Genomic DNA, 18,201 nt, shown 5'->3' on the forward strand with positions numbered 1-18,201 from the left:
TGGCCGCCGACCGCCCGCAGTTCCTTGATGACTTCAACACGCTCTTCTACGGCACCAACCGCCCGGGCGCCAAGGTGTCGCAAGGCGTATTCAAGCAGACGCTGCAGATCGCCCTGCAAGCCTCCATCAAAGCCACCATCGACTGCGTGACCGCCTTCTCCGAAACCGACTTCCGTCCCGACATGGCGAAGATCGACGTGCCCACGCTTGTGATCCACGGCGACGACGACCAGGTGGTGCCCATCGAGGCCACTGGCAAGCTCGCGGCGGAAATGATCAAGGGCGCGCAGCTCAAGGCCTATGCCGGCGCGCCGCACGCCACCTGCAACACGCACGCCGACCAGGTCAATGCCGACCTGCTGGCGTTCATCCGGGGCTGAGGGACCTGCGCCCCGGGGCGCGCAGGCCGGGTACCGTCGACACCTGAACCGCAGAGCCCTCATCGAGAACCTTTCATGACCACTTCCTCCACACTCGCTTCGATTCAGGACAACCCGTCGGAGCACCGCTTCGAATACGCGTCGCAAGGCGAGCGTGCGGTCACCATCTACGCGCTGGCGGGCAATGTCATAACTTTCCTCCACACGCGGGTGCCCGAAGCCCTGCGAGGGCAAGGCGTCGCCACGCAGTTGGTGTTGGCGAGCCTGGCCTCCGCGCGTGAGCGCGGCCTTCGCGTCATACCGCAGTGCCCCGTGTTCGCGGCCTACATGCGCGCGCATCCCGAGACGCACGACTTGCTGGCCGATGAAGGCTGCGCCTTGCTCGGACTCTGACAACGGAAAGGCTCTCATGACATCGCCCGCTGCCATCGATACGGTTGAGGAACTCCACCGTCCCCGGGTTCGCCTGCTCGGGTCTGCCTATTCCGCGCGGGCCTTCGAGATTCGCGACTTCCTGAGCCGAAGCGTCGTCACCTATGACTGGGTCGAGTTGGACGAGGCGGCCGCGCGCCGCATCCTCGGCATTCGTCTCGCCGGGTCCGCCCGAGAGCTCGTCGTAGCTCGCTGCCGCACCCCAATAGAAACCTCCACGGCATTTCTACCGTGAAGGTTTAATTTTTCTTTTCCAACAACTAGCTTACGCTAGCTGAAAAATCAGAAGAAGTGGCGAATGCCCAAGCCGTAGGTAACGATCTTGGTTTCGGCCGCTGCGTTCAACACAAAGGCCTTGGTGTTTTGGGCACCAGCATACAGGCGGGTACGCTTGGACAGGTCATAAGTACCCAAAATTGAGTAGCCTTTGCCCGTGTGGGTCACGTCACCAGCGTCGCTCTTGGAGTGTGCGTAGCCTGCAGAAATGGCAGCAGCACCGAAAGGCACAGACACGCCAAACTGGTATTCCTTGTCTTTGGTCGTGGCGTTCTTGGCGGTTTTGTAGCTACCCACCAGCTTCGCAACGCCAAAATCATAGCTTGCACCAATAAGGTTGAACTTGTTCTTGTCTTGAGTAAGAAGCACAGGATCCTTAGCCTGCTTCTCTTGTTGATATGCATAACCCACCAACAGCGGGCCGTGTTCATACTTCACATGGAGGGAGTAGATGTTTGTTGCATCTGCAGATGCCGTCTTGTTCTCACCCAAGCCAAGAAGAACAGAACCGCTGAAGCCAGCGTATTCAGGCGAAGTGTACTTGATGGAATTGCTGACACGGTCGGTGTAATCAGCCATACCGTTGTCAGCAACAGCGCCGGTGGCAGAAAAGGTGACTGCATCATAGTTGTGGTTAACATCGCCGTGCAGATCGTCAAATGAAGATTCCTGACGACCCATAGTCACGGTACCAAAACCGCCTTGCAGGCCCACGAAGGCATGACGGTCAAACAGAGCGCCTGCAGTTCTGAATTCACCGGTGTCTAGTTTGAAACCGCTTTCGAGCTCGAAGATGGCTTTCAAACCGCCACCCAGGTCTTCAGTGCCCTTCAGGCCAAAACGCGATCCATTGACACCAGACGTGTTGATGACGGTTTGATTGACGCCAACGCCACCAACTGTCTCTTTAGTGCTGCCCAGCCAGGTGTCTGCTGCGCCGTAAAGGGCCACGGAAGATTGTGCATAGGCACCGGCCATTGCACCAAGTGCGGCCAAAGCGATCAGGGTCTTTTTCATTGAGAATTTCTCCAAGTAGTTAAAGTTAAAGATTGCTTACCAGCGCTGGCTTATTGCGACAGAACCGAAGAAATTGCAATAGGCCTGCGCCACAGGGTCTGCTCCACGGAGCGATTGCCGCTTGACCGGAGCCATCTCCAGACGTCGGCCAAGCGGCACTGTCACTTCGCCGCGAAGGTCAGAAGTCGAGCCGGCTCGTTAGAGCATGTAGAACACCCAGGCGGAGATACGCCCGATGAGGCTGGCATGAACACTTTTCCAGTGACTGCATCCACGGACACGGAATGTGCGTTATTCCCCGAAGGCAACTGGGTTACGAGGGTTCGAGTGCCAGCATCGATGATCGCGAGAACGGGCGTGCAAGGGCTTGCGGCGCTGCATGCGCCGTGGTCGTTCGCTTTGCCTGAGGCATTCCAGCGGCTCGCAGCGCTGTAATAGCGATTGGTGGACACGTCATATTCAATCTGATCACCTCCTCCGGCATTGACCGACGCAACGATATTGCCCGTCGTTCGGTTCATGATAAGGACGAGCAAGGGTGCGCCGGCCGTTTCTGGGCGGCAACCCACCGCCACGTCCGTGTTCGGCCCAAGCGCCAGACCAGTCGGATCGCAGTCGCCTAGGCCGAATTCGCGCATGCCAGCCAGAGTCGTGTAATTGACCGTCGCACCAGGGGTAATGGATCGGATAGACGCGCCGGGCATCGCAACCAATTCGCCGTGGGGATTGTCTGTCGTTCCGTCGTTGTTGACGTAGAACGTATCGGATCCCGGATCGTAGCGGCACTGCTCAAGCCCGCCGGACGGCTTTCCTTTTGAGTCTGTAAATGTGACTTGGGCAACGACAGCCTGGGTCGCTGTGTTGATGACGGTCGCAAACGGAGTGTCGGCCTCTGGCGATGAAATCATATACAGGCCGTGTACTGCATCGACGCAGCCCTCATCCGCGCGCGTGCCTGAAGCGCCCACGACAATGGTCTTGATGATTTTCTTCGCGGCTGGATCAATAATCTTGACCGAGTTCACATCGCCAACGTACAGAAGGCTCCCCACCGCATTAATACCGTTCGGACCGGAGCGTGGAATGTCGGCTTTGCCGTTGGTCTTGACGTTGCCGGCAAATGCATTAGGCCCCGATCCTTTGATCTGTCCGACCTGCACGCTGGTTGCTGTGTCAAAGACGTCAATAGCCGCGTTGCTTTTGTCGCTCAGGTAATAGCGGTTGCCGACCACTATCCCCAGATCAAAGGAAAAGTTAGTTCCTGTGCTTACACCTGTGATAGGGCTCGCAGCCAATTGACGGGGCTCCGCGAACGCGCCACCGCTTGCGCAAGCAGATACCGCCAATGCCAGTACTAGGGTTGAAAAAATTCCGTGCTTCATCTATGTCTCCTTGGGTTGAAATCGATAGCCGTCGCCTCAATGGCACGAGAGGGATCGTGACCAGGAGGGCTTCTTCATGGTTGCTCCGATAGGGGTAGCAGTACGCGGAGTTGAGTAAATGTCAAACTGCTACTGCCATCCCGCACAGCCGGGGGTCTCCCATTGGCCACGGTTTAAGATGGGTTCGCCAGCCGCTTGCAATGGCAACGAGTGGTTTCTTCATGTTGGTTTTTTTGATGATGAATTGCTGCAGCGCTGGTTACTCCAACGCCGATCGGCAAGGAAATGGAGGGTGCTTTCTCGGGCTGCTCGTGGCACGTATGGGATCACGCTTACGCAGCGCCTCTGCGCCGAGTGGATCGCAACTCAGCTGTCGAGTCGCAGCCCGGCCCTGCGCTGTTTTCGAAACTCGCACATGTCCCCCGATGACGACCCTGCGGATATGCGACGAGCATGTATCGGTGGTTCGGATCAATCGACCTTCATTCCGATTTTTTTGATCAGCGCGGCAGAGTCGCTCGTTTCAGCGTTGACTAGTGAGGCGAACTGAGCCTGTGGCATGGGCGCGACCTCAGCACCAAGTGTCTCCAACCGCTCACGCACCACGTCTGACTTCAGCGCCTTGATCGTTTCTGCGTGGATACGCTCCACCACGTCCGCTGGCGTCTTGGCTGGCACAAACATACCAACCCAGAAGGTGTAGTCCGAGCCGGTAAAGCCCGCTTCCAGGGTCGTCGGCACGCTGGGCAGCACAGGGGAGCGCTTAGGGGTGCCGACCGCTAGTGCAACCAGTCTGCCAGACTTGATCAGGGGCAGCGCCGAGACCAAAGGCGCGAAAAACCAGTCGATCCGACCCGCCATGACCTCGGTCAAGGCTTCTGGCGTACCTTTGAAAGGGACGTGGATTGCATTGATTCCCACCGAGGCACGAAATTTCTCGGCGTTCAGGTGCGTGGCGCTGCCGTTGCCCGCCGAGGCGTATGTGTACGTCCCCGGCGCCGCCTTCGCCTTTTGAACCAGTTCCTGTACCGTGTGGAAGTCCCTGCCTGTCCCAGTGACCAGCACATTTGGCAAGGTGGCGAGCATCGTGATTGGCGTGAAGTCCTTTAATGTGTCGTACTTCAGCCCTGGGTACAACGCGGCGTTAGCGACATGGCTTGCGGAGTGAATGAGCACCGTGTACCCATCGGCTTTGGCGCTCGCGACCTGGTAGGCACCCAAAGTACCACCTGCTCCGGGTTTGTTATCAATCACGATGGGCTGCTTGAGGGCCTTCGACAGCTGCTCGCTCAGCGCTCGTGCCGTAATATCTGTTGCCGAACCCGCTGTGTATGGGACCAGAAACCTGATGGGTTGCTTCGGATAGGTGTCTTGCGCCCGTACGGGTGATGCACGGCCGACGAGTCCGGCGACCAGGCCGGCCATCAACAGATTAAGCGCATGACGACGGTTCTTGGGAGTGGCTTTCATGGATTTCTCCTGGCTTTTTGAGTACAAATCAATTCACTGCTAGGCCTTGTTGGGCATGACCAGCAGCACGGTTACGGGTGAGCTGGTTTGATTGATTAGCTGCCGCGCCTCTTCGGGCTCTATACGGCAGCTGTCCAGCGGCCTTAGCTTGACCTCCTGTATGAGGGAGCCCCGGCGAGCAACGACTGTCAACTCGCCCGATAGCACCACGTAGAACTTTTCGACGTCGGAGGCCGAAGATGTCGTTCCCCCTCCGGGTTCGATGACGGAGAGTCCGATCCATGCGCTCTGGCTTGGGCCAGCCTCTTTGCCTTGCAGACGTCGCATCACCATGCCTTGGTGACCTGGTGCGTCGTATAGGGGGGCTTTGTTGTGTTCGACGATATTCATCACGCTGCTCCGGACTTAAGGCGCGAAAACGATGCGGTCGCGCGTGCCTGCAAGCACACGGCGATAGGCGGTCGGTGCTTCGTCCAGCGGAATCAGCGTCGCCTCATCAACGCCGAAAGCCTTGAGCGAGCCGTCTTCGAAGCCTGGCAGCAGCAGCGCCAGAATCCGGGCGCACTGGCTTACGTCCAGCTTCAAGGTATCCACACCCAGCATTTGCAGATTTCTTCGATAAAAGGCCAGGATGTCGAAAGGGACGCTGCGCTCAATCGTCGAGATGAGAATTTGCACACCGCCCACTGCGAGACTGTCGATTGCTGTTGCGAAGTACGGTGATCCAACGGTGTTGTAGGCAATGTCGGCGCCTCTTCCGGCCGTCGCCTCAAGAACAGCGGCGGCGAGCTCCTGTTGCGAGCCATTGACCATGTGAACAGGCCCCGTGCTATGCCCCACATAGGCTTCGGCTCCCACTTCCACGCCCACCACGGTGGCGCCTGCTCGGGTGGCAAGTTGAACTGCCGCTTGGCCTACCTTCCCATTCGCGCCGAACACGACCACTGTTTGGCCGGTGCCTTGGAGGCCAGCGCGGCGCAGACCCTCATGCGCGGTGACGAAAGGCACGCCGATCGTCGCAGCCGCGGCGAGCGACATCTTGCTCGCAGTGCGTGTCAGTGCCTGCACCGGAAGCACCAGATAGCGCGCGTGGGTACCGTCACGTGTGATGCCCAGATCACCGCCGGTGCCCCAAACCGCGACACCTATCCACTCGCGCGGCCCGGCAACAACGCGTCCGGCGAAGTCTCGGCCGGGGATTCGCGGCCAAATTGCGCGGGGCATCAATCCGAGCGCCGCCTTCACGTCACTTGGGTTGACCGCGGCCGCGAGTACTTCAATCACGGCTTCGCCGGCTGCCGGCTCGGGCAGGGGCATCTCGACGATCTCGGGCTGCAGCGCATCTGCGGTAGCTGCTTTTTGGTTCAGACGTAACGCGCGTCCAGTAGTTTGGTTTTTCATCATGTATTTCTTTAGGTAAGCAATTGCATAGAACTGGGCGTGCCGATCAAGGTCTATTCGAGGTGCGCAGCCCCCAGCGCTCGCGCGCCTGCTGGGGCGTGGCAAGCCGACCGCCGAGGTCCTCGACGATCCTTCGGGCCTTGTTCACGAGTTCGGCGTTACTCTTGGCCAGGAGGCCGCGGTCCAAATAGACGGTGTCCTCCAAGCCAACGCGCACATTTCCACCGAGCAGGTAGGTCTGTGCCACTGCGGGGAATGCGTGACGACCGATAGCAAACGCTGACCAGTTGGCTGTTGGGGCGATAAGGGAGCGTGCGTGCCACAGGGTTTCGGGCTTGAAGGGCATTGCGTAGCGCACGCCCATCACCAAGGTGTAAAGACCAGGGCCCTCGAGGCTGCCGTCGGCTATCAGCGCCTGCGCGAGCATGAGATCCCCGCTATCGAAGCACTCGAGCTCAGGAACCGTACCAGCGTCGCGTATGACCTTGGCCATCCTGCGAACATTTTTCGGCGTGTTAATGACGACCTGATCTCCCGAGTTCATCGTATTGAAGTCGAGCGAACAGATATCGGGCTTGAGCGCGGCGATATGTTCAACCCGACGCTCTGGAATCATCAAGTTGCTGCCAGGTGCCGCCACCTGTGGATCGTCATCGCTCGGAACGAACCGCCCCCCCGGTCCCGTGGTCAGGTTGATGACGAGATCCGCACGACGAGTCCGAATTTCGGCAACAACTTCAGCGTATAGGTCCACGTTCATGGACGGTCGCCCAGTCTGCGGATCGCGTACATGGATGTGCACTACGGCTGCACCCGCCTCCGCAGCCTCAAGGCATGCGGTGGCGATTTCGGCCGGCGTGATAGGCAGATGCGGCGTCTGGTCAGGCGAGGTCAGGTTGCCTGTGACGGCACAAGTCAGAATGGTGGGTTGGTCCATCGGGTGTCTCCAGCTAACTATGGGTTGGGCGCTTATCCGAGGTGACGCCCACCGTCCACGACGATGATGCTTCCCGTGGCGTAGCGCAAAGAGGTACAGCACGCGACGATCGCCGCTGCGACGTCGTCGGCCACTCCCACGCGCTTAAGAGGAATCGTTTGTCCAACCCGCTCGTTGAACGCCGCATCGCGGCCCGGAACGAAGCCCGTATCCACGACCCCCGGTGATACGGCCAGGCAGCGTATCTGCGGACCCAATGTCTTCGCCAGGGCCTTGGTCAGTGCATCTGTGCCGGCCTTGGCTGCGGAGTAAGCCAGATTGCTGCCCATGCCGGTGAATGCGGCGATGGACGAAACGTTGACCACCACGGAATCGCCCGCGGCTTTCATCTGGGGGGCGAAGGCCCGGATGGCCGCGAACGTGCCGCGCCAATTGGTCGCGAAGATGTCGTCGATCAGCTCGTCGCTCAGGCCGCACAGGTCGGCCGCGGCAACGGGCTTGGTGAAGCCGGCACAGTTGATAAGCACACTGGCATTGCCGGCTTCCTTGCGTACGAGTTCAGCCGCGGCCTCCAGTGAGGAGCTGTCCGTCACCGAGGCCGTGACTGCAAAGTGGCCCGAGCCGGAAAGCGCATCTAAAACTGGCTGAGCGTCTCCCGCATCTTTGCGATGGAGAAGGACGACCCGGGCGCCAAGTTGAGCCGCTCTTTGCGCGGTGGCAAGTCCGATGGCGCCGGTACCACCGGTGATGACTGCGATTTCGCCGTCCAGGCGTTCCCGCGGTGCGAAGGTTCTTGTATTCATGTCGCTCTTTCAGTCAGGGAATTGGGCATTTGGGGACACGGGTAGCACCGGGCTCGAGCCGTAAATCGACGTCGAGCTTGAAACCGCCCTGTCCATCCGGCTCGAAAGTCCGCAGGAGCGAACCAACCGCACCGAAAACGACATCGTCATAGGCGTGCGGGTCTTCTGCGTCGAAGTACTGCGTCGCAAGCACCTTGTGCCCAGGTGCGACAACGATGAAATGCAAATGGGCGGGGCGCATGGAATGGCGCCCTTGTGCGGCGAGCAGATCTCCGCAAGGGCCATCAATGGGCACGGGGTACCCAGCGGGCCGGACGCTGACGAAGGAGAACCGGCCCTGCGCATCAGTTTCGAACCGCCCGCGCAGATTCATCGGTTGTTGGGTCGAGTCCTGGTTCTCGTAGAGACCCTTGGGGGAGGCCTGCCAGGTCTCCACCCGGGCGCCGGCAATTGGCGTTCCATCCAGGGACCGGACATGACCAGTGACTGTCAGCAAGGGGCCCGGTGTATCAGGGGAAGTGATGCATTCGCCGTTTTGACGAAGTGGCTGGTTGGCACGCCAGAACGGGCCAATCAGCGCGGGTTCTGTTCCGCCCGCCTCCAGTGCATGGCGGGCGTCGCGCAGCTGCACCAAGGTCGCGAGTCCTAGAATGTCTGCGAGCAGAATACCTTCATGCTTCTTTGCACCACTCGCTTGCCCAATGCGCACCAGAAAATCCAGCCCATACTCCAGCTCCGAAGGCGTGAGATCGACTTCCAGGGCAAATGCATGCACGTGCTTAATCAGTGAATCCAGGATATGCCGAAGCCGTGGATTGGCGGTTGTCGCGTTCGTCTCGAGGACGGCTTGCAGCAATGCGGCCGGATCTGACGATGGCAGAGCTTTTTTTGGGGGAGGTGGTATTTGCATTTAAGGCACCATTAAGGCAATCGATTGCCTTAAATTTACTTCAAAAACTAAAATGGTGCAAGTTTTTGTCCGTTATTGGATTGTTTTCTCCCTTATTTGAGTTTTTGATCGCCAATATTTCATATTACGAAAGACAAACGTTTGTCCAAAATAACGCCTGACGATAATCAAGCAACCAATCCACCGACGATCGAGGACATCGCCAGGGCGGCCGGCGTCCATCCTGCGTCCGTGTCTCGAGCGCTTCGCGGGATCGACAAGAAGGTGTCTGCGCAAACGCGCCAAAGAATTGAACAGATAGCCAAGGAGATGGGTTACCGCCCCAACGCGGTAGCCGCGTCATTGCGGACCAAGCAGACAAATCTCATTGGCATCGTCGTGCCTGACTTGGGGAATCCCCTTTTTGGCCCCATCGTCCAGGGACTGGAGGTTGAACTGCGAAAGCAGGGGTTGATGTGCCTGGTGATTCAGACACCCGAGGAACCCGACGAAAGGCGGGATGTGGTGGTCGCGCTCGCCAACCGGCAGGTGGGAGGCCTGCTCATCCTCGCGGCGGAGAGTGACGATCCGATGCTGGCGACCGCAGAGCAGCTTTCAATCCCCACAGTCCTGGTTAACCGCGGCTTTGGTGAACGACGGTTTTCTAGTGTGGTCAATGACGATAGCGAAAGCGTTCACCTGGTGCTTGAGCACCTGATGAAGTTGGGTCACAGGGCTATCGCCCACATTGCAGGGCCGAGCAGTTCATCGACGGGACGAGCCCGCCGCCAGGCTTTTGAAGAGTTGAGCGAGAGCCTCGGAATCCAGACACGCGTGGTCGAGGCCCGGGCGTTCACCCGGCAGGAAGGTTTGACGGCGGCGCTTGAGTTATTGAATCAGACCAAGGCGTGCACTGCGATTTTTGGCGCCAATGACTTGATTGCAATGGGCGTATTGGACGCACTTCATCAGCATGGCTTGTCCGTCCCGGGGGATGTATCGGTGGTGGGCCATAACGACATGCCATTTGTCGATCTGATCGCCCCCCCGCTGACGACGGTCCGCATTGCGGTGGACCAAATGAGCCGCCAGGCCGCGCAGCTTCTGCTTGAACATCTGAAGACGCCCGGCCAAGCCCCGAGCAGGCGGGTTCTGACGCCGAAGCTTATTGTCAGATCGTCCACAGCATCCGCTCGAAAGACAAGCTAGCGTCTTTGAAGGCAAGGATTCCGATGCTGGACGGCAGCAGGGTCGAATCCGACGGCGTATTCGCGGCTGGATTTCAACCCGGGACTCCATCAAGTAACGCTCTCAGTTTGCGTAGTTTCCTGTCCTCGCCGCAACCTTGCGCCATCGCGCGGTTTCAGTTTGGATTCGCTCACGGATAGCTTGCGGCGATGCAGTGGAAAAGGCGGGATCGATCCCTTGCATAAGCAGCTTGTCGCGAGTGGATTTCGAGGACAAAATCTGTGCGGTTTCATGTGCAATAAGCGAAACCAGCGCAGGGGGCGTGCCAACGGGGGCAAACAGGCCGTACCACATGCCGGCATCATAGCCATCGATGGTTTCGGCAACGGTGGCGACGCCGGGAAGCTCGGCAATGCGCTTGCGGCTCGCAAGGCCCAGCGCCTTGATTCTCCCTTCCTTGACGAGAGGAATGAGTTGCGGTGAGGGGCCGGCGCCGAGGTCGATGCGCCCGCCTATCAGGTCTTGCAACGCGTCGCCCAGGCCCTTGTAGGTAACCATCGTCACGTCCACGCCGGTCTGCACTTTCAGCAAGTCTATGGTGAGGCTCGTCGTGCTGCCGAAATTCAACTTGCCGGGGTTGGCCTTGCCGTACGCCAGCATTTCGCCTATCGTTTTGAACGGGACTTGATTGGATGCGACGATGAGCACCGCCGAGTCGCCCAGTGCACTGACCGGGACGAAATCGCGCTCAAGGCTGTAGGAAAGCTTGCGATAGAAGGCCGCATTTGCGGCATGCACGCCGCTCAGGATGCCCAGCGTATATCCGTCGGGTGCGGCCTTGGCAAGCACTTCCGCACCGATGTTGCCGGCGGCGCCCGGACGATTCTCCACAATGACAGGCTGTTTGAAGCGTGCGGCCAGGCCATCTGCCAGCGTGCGAGCGAGGATGTCCTGCGCCCCGCCCGCGGGGAATGGAACGATGATTCTGAGGGGTCTGAGCGGAAACACCTGGGCCGAGGCGCAGGCACAAAAGGCGAGCGCCAGTGCAGCACATGCATTGATGAGCGAACGAGAAAAAAAGGACCTGGGATGCATTTGGATCGCCTGGGAAGTGAAGAAAGGATGGGTGCCTACCAAGGAAGCTTAACGTCGAAGCTGCGGGCGACAAGGGCCAGCTCATCGCGTACGGATGGTGGCAGCATGATGCCGGCGGCCTGGCGGCTCCGGGATTCGCGGGTGCCGCGTTCGCCAGGCAGAAGTACTTCGGGCATGCCGTGCGCCACCGGCAGCTTCTTGATCTGCGTCACCAGATCCTCCATGTCACCGAAGAAGTGGCCACCAGCATCGATGCGTGCCACGTCGAGTGCGAGCACGAATGCGTTTTGAAACTGAGGCTGCGAACCCGGCGGCGCCGAAAGCCCTGGCGCAAGAATCGGGTTTCCCGACAGTATGCTGGCCAGCACTTCGACCATCAGTGCCAGCCCTGACCCCTTGGGGCCGCCAAGGGGCGCGGGCATGACGGCCGCGTCGGCATCGGTGGTGAGCTGGCCGTGAGCGTCGAGCGCCCATCCGGCCGGTATCGCCTGTCCCGCCTTGCGCACCTGCATCAGCTTGCCCAGTGAAACCACGCTGGTTGCCATGTCGAAGACGAGTGGCTCAACGCCGGCGCCCCTGGGGGCCGCTATCGAAATCGGGCTCGTGGAAACCGCCGGCCTTGCCGCGCCGTGATAGCCCATCATCGGGCCGGACGCTACGACGGCCATGCCCACAAGACCCTGTGCTGCAATGGCCTGCGTGTAGTAGCCCAGTGCGCCGGTGTGTGTCGTGTTGCGAAGGAGCGCAATACCCACACCACCGTCGCGCGCCAGCTGGATGGACTGCTCAACGGCCTTCCCCATGCCTACCGCACCGGGGCCTCGGCCTGCGTCGAGCATGGCAAAGGCGGGCAACTGAAGTACCACTTCGATGCTCGCGTCGCGTCGCATCTCGCCAGACGCGAGCCATCGCAAGTAGAGGGGAAGCCTCGAAACTCCGTGTGAGCCAGTGCCGCGCAAGTCGGCCCAGATGAGAACATCCGCGACCTGTACGGCCTGAGCAGGATTCAGCCCGGCCGCTTCCAGAAGCATCACGGTGAAGCTATGCAGATCGTGGTGATCCACCGGCGCGAGAGCGCTCATTGGCCGCTGCCTTTCTTCGAGTGTGTTTCGCATGCCTTGTCTTGCCCGGCCAGATTCTTCGCGAGCCAATCGCTCAGGAGATTGAGCGCTATGGTGTTTTCGTCGGCGAAAATGAAATGATCGATGCCTGCGAAAAGGTGAAGATCCACAGGCATCTTCGCGTGCCGAAACAGCTCGATCGACTGACTCGTCGGCGTGACCGAGTCGAACGAGGGATGCAGCAGCAGCAGGGGCCTGGGCGCGATCTGTGCGACCACGTCATTAGGCCGAAAGCGGAACATGCTTTCGACGACCTCGTATGGAAAATCCATGAAGGCGCCGGGCGGTAGTCCTGCGCGCATGTGTTGGGGGATGGGCACGATGTCAAAGCGCGATACGCGCATGGACTCGCCGGCCCGGCTTCGTGCGCGACCATCTTCCATCATCGAAGTGAACTTTTCCCACGCCTGTGGCGACGCGTGCTGTTCGCGGAATTTGCTGGCGCCATCGCCCCAGCCCGCGGATGAGATGCAGGCGGCAATCCGGTTGTCGGTAGCTGCCGCGTACACGGCGATGGCCGCGCCGAAACTGTGGCCGAATATTCCGATTCGGCTGGTGTCGACGTTGGCGTTTGAAAGTAGCCATGTGACGGCGTTGTGCGCGTCACGCACCTGGTCTTCGCACAACACCTTGGCGCGTTCGCCCTCGCTTTCACCGCATCCACGCATGTCGAAACGCAGGGTTGCATAGCCCAGCTTGTCGAGAAAGGCGTGTGTGATCGCCAGGACGTGGTCTTCTTTGTTGGCGCCAAATCCATGTAGCAGGACCACGATGGGATACGAGGCACCAGGCATGGTGGCTGCCAGCTGGTCCGGAATACTGAGGATTCCCGACAGCATCAGGCCGTCAGATGGGATGCGGATGGTTTGTAGCATGGGTATCTATGCGTTCGTGCGCGAGAGGAATTCTTCAACGCTGGTCGCCAGAGCGACCGGCGTCTCGTCCATGGGGTAATGCCCGGAATTGCCTATGACCTGAAGCTCGGCGTTCGGATACCAGCGCATGTAGGTTTGCCGCATGACCTCTTCGGTCAGGCCGGGATCGGCTTCGCCGACGATCACCTTGACTGGCTGCGCCGCACCCGCGATACGGCTTGAGAAGTCGGTCCTTGCCCACGACTCCAGGTAGGTTGCGAACGCGTCCTGGCGTGACCGGTCGAGTGAGCGCTGCGTCATGCAGTCGAGCCAGTGGCCCGAAAGACGTCCACCGGTGCTGCCGTCCAGGATGGCGCGCCGTGCTTGCGGGTTGGCTGCGGCACTGCAGAAGAGTTTCCAGGTTTCATCGCCGAAAGGAACGCCGCTGGCCGGCACTGGCGTCACGGCCACCAAGGCGCGTACACGAGGCGCGGCATCCGCGAGGACGTGCTGTATTGCGCTGCCGCCCATGGAGTGGCCGAGGAGCGAGAAGCGCTCCCATTGCAGCTGGTCTGCAACCGCGATCGCGTCCGATGCTATTTCCGAAATCGTGTAGTTCCCCTGCAGGTGCATCGACCCGCCATAGCCGCGGCAATCCATAAACGCATACGTGAATTTTTGTGGGTCGATCACATCGACGAAAGGTCCCCATCCCTCCGCGCAGCCAAACCAGCCATGAAGGGCCAGGACCTTGATCGGGCCGTGGCCCACCGTTACGACGCTGTTTGCCATGTAATCCTCGCTTCTTGTTTCACGTGTTATCCCGCATTGACCTGCGGATGGTTGCATGCCTAGAATCCCGGCAGACCTTTGAGCTACTTACTGTAGTCAGGGAAAGAGAAAAATGCACAACGCGCCATGCCGATACCGTACCCAATCGTCCGATTCTTTTTTTCTGCGTAGGAAGGTGTGATGAAAGACTCACGCCAATCCTCGGTGATGCAGGGAGAGTTCGGGCGGATCACGCTGAACCTCACAGCGCGCGACCTGGTCGAGCATGCGCATTCGGAGTACAACTTCATCTTCAAGATTGGCGGCGGCGACACCGGGTTCACGGTCAATGGATCGGCATTCGAGCTGAATGACAACAGTGCCATCCTCGTGAATCCGTGGGAGCCCCACGCCAAACTCCAAAGCCGGGGCGCCGCCACGCTGGTGTTGACGGCGCTGCTGAACGGGCCCTGGATGACGCAGGTGTTGGGCGTTCAGTCACCGCCGCGCGCAAAGATGTTTCCGTCCTCTTTGGTTCAATTGACGCCTGAAGTGCGCGAATGCGTCGTGCGAATTGCGATCAGCTTGACCTCTGGTATCGAGATGTCCGATGAGGAGCGCACACCGATCTTGAGGGACCTTGTCCGTGCGCTGGTCAAGGCATACTGCGACCAGGAGTTCTCGAAGAAAGCGCTGCTGGCCGAGCGGCCTATGGATGCGCGCGTCATGCGCGCTACGCGGTTCATGCGCGAGAACGCGGCCAGCAATCCGAGTCTTGAGGATGTGGCTGCGCATGTGGGGCTTTCACGTTCGAGATTTTTCGAGCAGTTCAAGAATTGCCTGGGCGCTTCGCCGCAGCAATACCTGGATTGGGAGCGCATGACCTTGGCCACGCGCATGTTGTCCGATCCGAATTCGCGCGTCACTCAAGTCTCGGACGACCTGGGGTTCTCGGCACCGAGCCATTTCGCACGATTTTTCGCCCGGCACATAGGTTTCCCGCCAAGTGACTTCAAGCGCGGCATGCTGAGCCAGGCCTCACCTGATCAGGCTTGAGCCGCAGCCGGTGGACTCCAGAACGCCGCAGGGAGCAGAATGCGATTTTCCTGGTGCACGGCAAGCCCCGCAACCTTGGCGAGGTAGCTCTGCCATGTGGGATCGGCCGTCAGTCGCGCGCGGCGCGCCAGGCGATCTTCGAAACTGTTGAATCCCCAGAGGTGAATAACCTGGTTCAGTGGGCCGATTTCAGTCACCATGCAACCGAGCCAGTGGCCTAGTATTCTTTTTTGTATCTCCAGCCCTTCCTTCTCGTAGGTCGCCAGGTATTGGCGCATTTTTCCGGGCTCCAGGGTATAGGTGCGTTGTTCGATAAGCATGTCAATCTCAGGTTTGTGTGCGTGCGTACTGCAGAAAACTGTCGTCTGTGAGTGCCTTCAGGTCCGGGACGGAGCGAATATTTCCCATCTTCAGGTGCCACTGAATCAATTCGTCAACCGCGACGAACGATGGAGCGCCGCTCGCGGGGAAGTCGAGCATAGGCGTTTCGGGCCACATCTCCATGTTGTATTTCTTCAATTGCGCCGTAATTTCGGAGGAACCTCTCGCGCCAGGATCGATGAATGCCTGGCGGTAGTCGCGCAACGCGCGCATGTACGCGACCATGTAGCGGCGCCCGGCCTCCCGGTTAGTCTTCGTCAATGAAGGCCCATAGATCAAGTAGCCGTTGGGGAAGTTGGGGCGGAACTTGTCCATGGACATGATGCGCACGCCATTGATTCGCTTGAGCACAAGTGTGGCGTGCGGTTCGTTGATGCAGGCGGCATCGATCGACTTGTTGCCCAGTGCCGCGATGACGTTGGGCAGGCCTAACTGAATGATCTCGAATTCCTTCTCGGTCACGCCGGACTGCAGCGCAAGCTGTGAAACGAACCAGCTGCTTGGCGCGGCCAGGCCCGAGGCGAGCTTCATCCCTTTCAGGTCTGCGGGTGTCTTGTAACGGCCACTCTCGACATGGTCGCGCCGCATCACGAAGCTGATGGAGCCGTGCCCCGGCGAATGCTGGCCCGCCGTCGCGACGATGGTCAGGTCGATGTTGCGGCTGCGCGAGTTGAAGATCATCGGGTTGGGGCCGCTCGCCAGCGTGTCCAGCGCGCCAATCGCCAGCGCCTGCGCGGCTTCACCCGAACCGGGGAAGGCCTTGATCTCAACGTCCAGGCCTTCCTCGCGAAAGTACCCTTTTTCTGCGGCGATGATCGAGACCGCATCGAACATCGCAGCGATGATGCCGACGCGCAGCTTGACCGGTGGCGATAGCGGTATGCGTGCGTTGGGAGCCTTGACGGTCTGGGCATGCAGGAAGGGGTGCGAGAGCGCGAGTGCGACGCTTGAACCCGCCAGCAGCGCCCGGCGTGAGAGCGATTTTGTATTCATGCTTTGTCTCCGGAAAATGTTTTCTGAAGTGCGCTGCCTCAGCGGCGCTTCCACGGAAGCAATCGGGATTCGAGTGCGTCAATCAGCCAGAACGAGGTAATGCCGATGCATGCAATAACGACCAGACCTACGTACATGTCTTCGACTGTCATCAGCTGCCAGGCGCGCCATATCAGGAAGCCGACGCCTGATTGGCTCGACACCATCTCGGCAGTCACCAATAACAGGAGCGAGGAGCCCCAGCCCAAGCGCAGGCCGGCCACGATCATCGGTAGCGCACCGGGAAAGGCGATGGTGGTGTAGGTGGCGATGCGCCCGGCCTTGAAATTGGCGCCAACGTCGAGATAAATCCTGTCGATATTGGAGACGCCCGCGGCTGTCGCGATCAAGACCTGAAAGAAAACGCCAATGGCGATGATGGCCCACTTCGATTCCTCGCCGATGCCGAATACCAGCATCAGCAGGGGCAAAATTGCCACCTTGGGTATCGGAAACAGCGCTCCAACGATCGGCTGTACGGCGGCCCGTACGATGGGTACCAACCCCATGATGGCACCAATAGCGATGGCAGGAATGGCGCCGAGAAGAAAGCCAATGAGCGCTCGCGACAGGCTGATCAGAACGTGGTAGGCCAGCGAGTTGTCCCATGGCATTTTGAATGTCATGTGGTAGAAGGTGTCAACGATGGAGGAGGGCGCTGGAAAGAAGCGTTGGTCCAGCACATTGGACCGCGTCAGCGCCTCCCACAGCCCCAGAAGCAGTACAGGTGCCAGCACGGCGACGACGCGTTCGATGGTTTCCGGTGACACCTTGCGAACGACCAACCGTGACGATGCGCGTACCTCGACCAGCGGGGCGGGTCCAGGGACAGGAAGAACGTTCGGCGTGCTCATGCAAGTTCCTTTGTCAGACGGGCGTGCATCACTTCTTCGCGCAGTTCTTTCCACATCCGCTCGTTGAGCTCCGCATAGCCGGGGCTTGACCGGATCTCGTAGGCGCCGCGTGGACGTTGCAGCGGCACGTCGATGTCCGCTTTCAGCGTTCCGGGGCGTGCGGTCATCACCAGCGCACGGTCGCTGAGTACCAGCGCCTCATCGATCGAATGCGTGATGAACAGAACTGTTTTGCGTGACTCTTCCCAGATACGCAGCAGCTCTTCCTGCAGGATGGCCTTGTTCTGCTCGTCCAAGGCCGCGAACGGTTCGTCCATCAGCAGAATCTCCGGGTCATTGGCGAACGCGCGCGCTATGGAGACGCGTTGCTTCATACCGCCGCTCAGCTGGTGAGGAAATGATCCCGCGAACTGCGAGAGGCCTACTTTTTCCAGGTAGTGGCGTACCGTGTCGCGGCGCTCGGCCTTGGGAACCTTGCGCATGCGCAAACCGTATTCGACATTGTCTGCAACCGTCATCCATGGAAAGATCGACTGTTCCTGGAAGACCATCGACAGCAGCGGCTTGGTCTGGTTGAAATGTGTGAGCCTGAGCTCCCCTGACGTGTGGGTCTCAAGCCCGGAGACGATGCGCAGAAAGGTTGTCTTTCCGCAACCCGATGGACCGACAATGCAGCAAAACTGTCCCCGCTCGATCACAACGTTGACGTCCTGCAGCGCAACCACGCGGCGGCCGCCGGAGACGAACTCCTTGCAGAGATTGCGGGCGGCGATCTGCGGTATGCGAGCGGGCGAGCACAGGTCAGCCATTTGGGGCGAGATCACCGGGTTTTGTGTCATGGTGTCCATTGCGTGTGAAGGTG

21 protein-coding genes are annotated in these 18,201 nt (G+C 59.7%); 5 read left to right on the forward strand and 16 right to left on the reverse strand.

Annotated elements, in window-relative coordinates; translation table 11 throughout:
• From PJE01S_RS00005 to PJE01S_RS00015, 3 genes are all read left to right on the forward strand, one after another.
• A partial coding sequence (locus PJE01S_RS00005; RefSeq protein ID WP_157090175.1) for an alpha/beta fold hydrolase occupies positions 1-380 on the forward strand: 380 nt, incomplete at its 5' end.
• A 75-nt stretch (positions 381-455) separates the two neighbouring features.
• The gene (locus PJE01S_RS00010) at positions 456-773 is read left to right on the forward strand and encodes a GNAT family N-acetyltransferase (RefSeq protein WP_068831094.1); all 318 of its coding nucleotides are present in this window, start codon (positions 456-458) and stop codon (positions 771-773) included.
• 16 nt (positions 774-789) lie between these two features.
• On the forward strand, positions 790-1,047 hold the full coding sequence (locus PJE01S_RS00015) for an uS9 family ribosomal protein (RefSeq protein WP_068831095.1): 258 nt from the start codon (positions 790-792) through the stop codon (positions 1,045-1,047).
• 47 nt (positions 1,048-1,094) lie between these two features.
• On the opposite strand, the gene PJE01S_RS00020 is transcribed toward PJE01S_RS00015, so the two are convergent.
• From PJE01S_RS00020 to PJE01S_RS00055, 8 genes are all read right to left on the reverse strand, one after another.
• On the reverse strand, positions 1,095-2,105 hold the full coding sequence (locus PJE01S_RS00020) for a porin (RefSeq protein ID WP_068831096.1): 1,011 nt from the start codon (positions 2,103-2,105) through the stop codon (positions 1,095-1,097).
• Positions 2,106-2,266: 161 nt separating this feature from the next.
• Positions 2,267-3,487, reverse strand: a complete 1,221-nt coding sequence (locus PJE01S_RS00025) for a YncE family protein (RefSeq protein WP_068831097.1) — start codon at positions 3,485-3,487, stop codon at positions 2,267-2,269.
• Positions 3,488-3,958: 471 nt separating this feature from the next.
• A complete protein-coding gene (locus PJE01S_RS00030) occupies positions 3,959-4,957 on the reverse strand; it encodes a tripartite tricarboxylate transporter substrate binding protein (RefSeq protein WP_068831098.1) in 999 nt (332 codons plus the stop codon).
• A gap of 39 nt (positions 4,958-4,996) precedes the next feature.
• The gene (locus PJE01S_RS00035) at positions 4,997-5,347 is read right to left on the reverse strand and encodes a cupin domain-containing protein (RefSeq protein ID WP_068831099.1); all 351 of its coding nucleotides are present in this window, start codon (positions 5,345-5,347) and stop codon (positions 4,997-4,999) included.
• Between the two features lie 15 nt (positions 5,348-5,362).
• A complete protein-coding gene (locus tag PJE01S_RS00040) occupies positions 5,363-6,358 on the reverse strand; it encodes a quinone oxidoreductase family protein (RefSeq protein WP_068831100.1) in 996 nt (331 codons plus the stop codon).
• Between the two features lie 46 nt (positions 6,359-6,404).
• The gene (locus tag PJE01S_RS00045; RefSeq protein WP_068831101.1) at positions 6,405-7,295 is read right to left on the reverse strand and encodes a beta-keto acid cleavage family enzyme; all 891 of its coding nucleotides are present in this window, start codon (positions 7,293-7,295) and stop codon (positions 6,405-6,407) included.
• A 32-nt stretch (positions 7,296-7,327) separates the two neighbouring features.
• Complete coding sequence (locus PJE01S_RS00050; protein ID WP_068831102.1) at positions 7,328-8,098, reverse strand: SDR family NAD(P)-dependent oxidoreductase; 771 nt, start codon at positions 8,096-8,098, stop codon at positions 7,328-7,330.
• A 13-nt stretch (positions 8,099-8,111) separates the two neighbouring features.
• Positions 8,112-9,008 (reverse strand): dioxygenase family protein, encoded by an 897-nt coding sequence (locus PJE01S_RS00055; RefSeq protein WP_068831103.1) that lies wholly within the window; start codon positions 9,006-9,008, stop codon positions 8,112-8,114.
• Between the two features lie 141 nt (positions 9,009-9,149).
• Here PJE01S_RS00055 and PJE01S_RS00060 point away from each other — a divergent pair, with 141 nt between their 5' ends.
• Complete coding sequence (locus PJE01S_RS00060) at positions 9,150-10,196, forward strand: LacI family DNA-binding transcriptional regulator (RefSeq protein WP_068831104.1); 1,047 nt, start codon at positions 9,150-9,152, stop codon at positions 10,194-10,196.
• 102 nt (positions 10,197-10,298) lie between these two features.
• On the opposite strand, the gene PJE01S_RS00065 is transcribed toward PJE01S_RS00060, so the two are convergent.
• Genes PJE01S_RS00065 through PJE01S_RS00080 form a run of 4 tightly spaced genes read right to left on the reverse strand, consistent with a single transcriptional unit; the run spans position 10,299 to position 14,037 of the window.
• The gene (locus tag PJE01S_RS00065; RefSeq protein ID WP_068831105.1) at positions 10,299-11,270 is read right to left on the reverse strand and encodes a tripartite tricarboxylate transporter substrate-binding protein; all 972 of its coding nucleotides are present in this window, start codon (positions 11,268-11,270) and stop codon (positions 10,299-10,301) included.
• A gap of 35 nt (positions 11,271-11,305) precedes the next feature.
• Positions 11,306-12,352, reverse strand: a complete 1,047-nt coding sequence (locus PJE01S_RS00070; RefSeq protein WP_068831106.1) for an Ldh family oxidoreductase — start codon at positions 12,350-12,352, stop codon at positions 11,306-11,308.
• On the reverse strand, positions 12,349-13,266 hold the full coding sequence (locus tag PJE01S_RS00075) for an alpha/beta hydrolase (protein WP_068831107.1): 918 nt from the start codon (positions 13,264-13,266) through the stop codon (positions 12,349-12,351). The genes PJE01S_RS00070 and PJE01S_RS00075 overlap by 4 nt, the downstream gene beginning before the upstream one ends.
• A gap of 6 nt (positions 13,267-13,272) precedes the next feature.
• Positions 13,273-14,037, reverse strand: a complete 765-nt coding sequence (locus tag PJE01S_RS00080; RefSeq protein ID WP_068831108.1) for an alpha/beta fold hydrolase — start codon at positions 14,035-14,037, stop codon at positions 13,273-13,275.
• 180 nt (positions 14,038-14,217) lie between these two features.
• On the opposite strand from PJE01S_RS00080, the gene PJE01S_RS00085 reads away from it, so the two are divergent.
• On the forward strand, positions 14,218-15,072 hold the full coding sequence (locus PJE01S_RS00085) for a helix-turn-helix domain-containing protein (RefSeq protein ID WP_068831109.1): 855 nt from the start codon (positions 14,218-14,220) through the stop codon (positions 15,070-15,072).
• Here PJE01S_RS00085 and PJE01S_RS00090 read toward each other — a convergent pair.
• From PJE01S_RS00090 to PJE01S_RS00105, 4 genes are read right to left on the reverse strand one after another with little or no spacing between them, the layout of a single operon-like run.
• On the reverse strand, positions 15,063-15,392 hold the full coding sequence (locus PJE01S_RS00090) for an NIPSNAP family protein (protein WP_068831110.1): 330 nt from the start codon (positions 15,390-15,392) through the stop codon (positions 15,063-15,065). The genes PJE01S_RS00085 and PJE01S_RS00090 overlap by 10 nt on opposite strands.
• A gap of 7 nt (positions 15,393-15,399) precedes the next feature.
• Positions 15,400-16,446 carry an ABC transporter substrate-binding protein gene (locus PJE01S_RS00095; protein WP_068831111.1) on the reverse strand — a complete coding sequence of 349 codons (1,047 nt, stop codon included), beginning with the start codon at positions 16,444-16,446 and terminating at the stop codon, positions 15,400-15,402.
• Between the two features lie 38 nt (positions 16,447-16,484).
• On the reverse strand, positions 16,485-17,339 hold the full coding sequence (locus PJE01S_RS00100; protein WP_068831112.1) for an ABC transporter permease: 855 nt from the start codon (positions 17,337-17,339) through the stop codon (positions 16,485-16,487).
• A complete protein-coding gene (locus tag PJE01S_RS00105) occupies positions 17,336-18,187 on the reverse strand; it encodes an ABC transporter ATP-binding protein (RefSeq protein ID WP_245660498.1) in 852 nt (283 codons plus the stop codon). Before PJE01S_RS00105 ends, PJE01S_RS00100 begins: the two co-directional genes overlap by 4 nt.
• Between the last annotated feature and the right edge of the window lie 14 nt (positions 18,188-18,201).

This window comes from Polaromonas jejuensis NBRC 106434 (assembly GCF_001598235.1).
Taxonomy (GTDB): Bacteria; Pseudomonadota; Gammaproteobacteria; order Burkholderiales; family Burkholderiaceae_C; genus Polaromonas; species Polaromonas jejuensis.

Coding starts and splice junctions, on each gene's coding strand:
- PJE01S_RS00010 (WP_068831094.1), top strand. CDS start 456: ATGACCACTTCCTCCACACTCGCTTCGATTCAGGACAACCCGTCGGAG.
- PJE01S_RS00015 (WP_068831095.1), top strand. CDS start 790: ATGACATCGCCCGCTGCCATCGATACGGTTGAGGAACTCCACCGTCCC.
- PJE01S_RS00020 (WP_068831096.1), bottom strand. CDS start 2,105: ATGAAAAAGACCCTGATCGCTTTGGCCGCACTTGGTGCAATGGCCGGT.
- PJE01S_RS00025 (WP_068831097.1), bottom strand. CDS start 3,487: ATGAAGCACGGAATTTTTTCAACCCTAGTACTGGCATTGGCGGTATCT.
- PJE01S_RS00030 (WP_068831098.1), bottom strand. CDS start 4,957: ATGAAAGCCACTCCCAAGAACCGTCGTCATGCGCTTAATCTGTTGATG.
- PJE01S_RS00035 (WP_068831099.1), bottom strand. CDS start 5,347: ATGAATATCGTCGAACACAACAAAGCCCCCCTATACGACGCACCAGGT.
- PJE01S_RS00040 (WP_068831100.1), bottom strand. CDS start 6,358: ATGAAAAACCAAACTACTGGACGCGCGTTACGTCTGAACCAAAAAGCA.
- PJE01S_RS00045 (WP_068831101.1), bottom strand. CDS start 7,295: ATGGACCAACCCACCATTCTGACTTGTGCCGTCACAGGCAACCTGACC.
- PJE01S_RS00050 (WP_068831102.1), bottom strand. CDS start 8,098: ATGAATACAAGAACCTTCGCACCGCGGGAACGCCTGGACGGCGAAATC.
- PJE01S_RS00055 (WP_068831103.1), bottom strand. CDS start 9,008: ATGCAAATACCACCTCCCCCAAAAAAAGCTCTGCCATCGTCAGATCCG.
- PJE01S_RS00065 (WP_068831105.1), bottom strand. CDS start 11,270: ATGCATCCCAGGTCCTTTTTTTCTCGTTCGCTCATCAATGCATGTGCT.
- PJE01S_RS00070 (WP_068831106.1), bottom strand. CDS start 12,352: ATGAGCGCTCTCGCGCCGGTGGATCACCACGATCTGCATAGCTTCACC.
- PJE01S_RS00075 (WP_068831107.1), bottom strand. CDS start 13,266: ATGCTACAAACCATCCGCATCCCATCTGACGGCCTGATGCTGTCGGGA.
- PJE01S_RS00080 (WP_068831108.1), bottom strand. CDS start 14,037: ATGGCAAACAGCGTCGTAACGGTGGGCCACGGCCCGATCAAGGTCCTG.
- PJE01S_RS00085 (WP_068831109.1), top strand. CDS start 14,218: ATGAAAGACTCACGCCAATCCTCGGTGATGCAGGGAGAGTTCGGGCGG.
- PJE01S_RS00090 (WP_068831110.1), bottom strand. CDS start 15,392: ATGCTTATCGAACAACGCACCTATACCCTGGAGCCCGGAAAAATGCGC.
- PJE01S_RS00095 (WP_068831111.1), bottom strand. CDS start 16,446: ATGAATACAAAATCGCTCTCACGCCGGGCGCTGCTGGCGGGTTCAAGC.
- PJE01S_RS00100 (WP_068831112.1), bottom strand. CDS start 17,339: ATGAGCACGCCGAACGTTCTTCCTGTCCCTGGACCCGCCCCGCTGGTC.
- PJE01S_RS00105 (WP_245660498.1), bottom strand. CDS start 18,187: ATGGACACCATGACACAAAACCCGGTGATCTCGCCCCAAATGGCTGAC.